At 40.4% G+C, this 1933-nt stretch carries 2 protein-coding genes; one reads left to right on the top strand and one right to left on the bottom strand.

Annotated features, from left to right (window positions below):
* Positions 1-221: 221 nt before the first annotated feature.
* Positions 222-1235, bottom strand: a complete 1014-nt coding sequence (locus GJS40_RS12845) for a YobA family protein (RefSeq protein ID WP_270898256.1) — start codon at positions 1233-1235, stop codon at positions 222-224.
* A 548-nt stretch (positions 1236-1783) separates the two neighbouring features.
* Here GJS40_RS12845 and GJS40_RS12850 point away from each other — a divergent pair.
* The coding region (locus tag GJS40_RS12850; protein ID WP_270898257.1) for a UPF0236 family transposase-like protein at positions 1784-1933 on the top strand (150 nt) is incomplete at its 3' end.

A 1933-nucleotide genomic window follows, 5' to 3' on the forward strand; every position in this document is an offset into this window, starting at 1 on the left:
GCAACTCATATTGGAGTCACCAGGGGCTTAGAAGTCTACAAAAACGTTATGAATTCTTGCGTTACAAATCTTAATTGAACCGCCGTATACGGAACCGTACGTACGGTGGTGTGAGAGGACGGAGGTTAATCGCCTCCTCCTACTCGATTAAAACTAACTATGAGGTTGTTCCGTGATAATAGGATTACGAAAAAACAAGACAACATTCCATTTGAATCAGATTAAATCGTCCAGCGATCGATAATAATACCGACCACATACCACATTCCATCTACTTCCTCAAAAGCGAGTATTAAGCTGGCCCAGTCCATCCCAATCTCATCACTTGCAGGGACATAGTATTCCACAAATTGTGCTTCTGGGTATATTTCATCTGCATTGTGTAATGTATTTCCCCGCTCTTTCAATTCTGTGACGAACGATCCATCTACTTCGGCAAATTTTTTTATATACAAATAGTCTTCATAGTATGCAGACGGAGTTAATTCAATTGGCGTTCCTTTACCATCCTTGGAACCCCATATATAGGAGTTTTCATCTTCCATGAAACTGCGCACTTGGTCACTGGTGAAAGAGATATGCTCTTCCGGTAGCACGTGTGCATATGGGGAAAAACGAACGCCTTTTTCCGGATGAACGATAGAAGCAAGTGTGGCAAAGTCTTCATTGTGAAGTGCAGTGACAACTTTTTCCGCTCGTTCGAGAACCGCTTCCTCCGCTCCATCTTCTACCGTCATTTCAACTACGTTTTCATTCATCGTATTTTTCAGTTCAATGTGCCAAGTACTTGATTCTTGATCAAACTCAATTACCGTAACGGCAAAGACACCTTCTGTTTCATGAGTAACTAAAGCTCGTTGTAACGCCTCTGATTCTGTTAAACTTGCTCCTTCAGGTGTTTCACTCGGAATGATCTCAATGTTGTTAGCCTCGGATTGTCCGGGGTATGATTCGAGAGTGATATCAAACCACACACGCACCTTATCCCCGAGTTCTACCTCTTCAGGTACATTTGAAAACCAGATCGCATTGTAAAATTCATCGCTGCCACCTGTCTCGTTAAAATCCTGTGCTTCCGAGTCCACGACAAGAATACGATTATCCTCTTTTTCCATCACATATCCTGTCATCATTGAGTCAACACTTTCGCCTCTTTGCTCCGGTTCTTCTGGCTGTGTCCCACAAGCAGAAAGGATTGCTACTGTAAAAAATATAAAGGAAAGAAAAGTTTTCATATGCAATCCACCTCCTTCTTATTTCATTTGACGTTGACTGAGAAGCATTGGTTGCAAATGGTAAATAAATACTCATTTGGTTTAAGAGTAAACGGAGGAGTTTTTTTCATTATATTTTACATATGAAAAAAGCCGTATAATCATGCGTATCCTTCGACTCTTAGTTATCAGAGGTATATAGTTTTGGCAGGAAAAAGATTGAAAGTCCTATTAATGGGGGATTTGTAAAAGGGGATGTGAAGGAAGGTTCATTTCCTTACTATACTATTTGCAATCCGAAACTAGTGAGGGAGAAATATTTTAACTTTTTCCGACAGAAGTCTCCCATCCTCAAGGAATGTGCAGGGCAGTAGGTGGGAGATGAGTAAGAGTAAAATTATTGTGGGCAAAAAATATCCCCCTCATTTTGGAAAGGGTCAATGAACCCTTTCCAAAATGAGGGGGAAGCAAGCGTTAGCGCGCTAGCTACCATGTAAAAGGCATGAAAAAAGGGTCACTCCTTGATAAAATTAAATGTACGAACAAATAACCCAAAGGAGTGAACCCTTATGAATAAGAATATCATAGAATTCCCTCATTTAAAACAGTTGGAGGAGCTTCTCTGGCGCCAACTACAGAAAACTTTTTCACGGGTAATGAAAGACATTCTAGAAGAGATGGATAAACAGATTATGGAAACTCGAGATAAAAAACGATTT

Origin of the sequence: Aliibacillus thermotolerans (assembly GCF_027853235.1) — a bacterium.
Taxonomy (GTDB): domain Bacteria; phylum Bacillota; class Bacilli; order Bacillales; family Marinococcaceae; genus Aliibacillus; species Aliibacillus thermotolerans.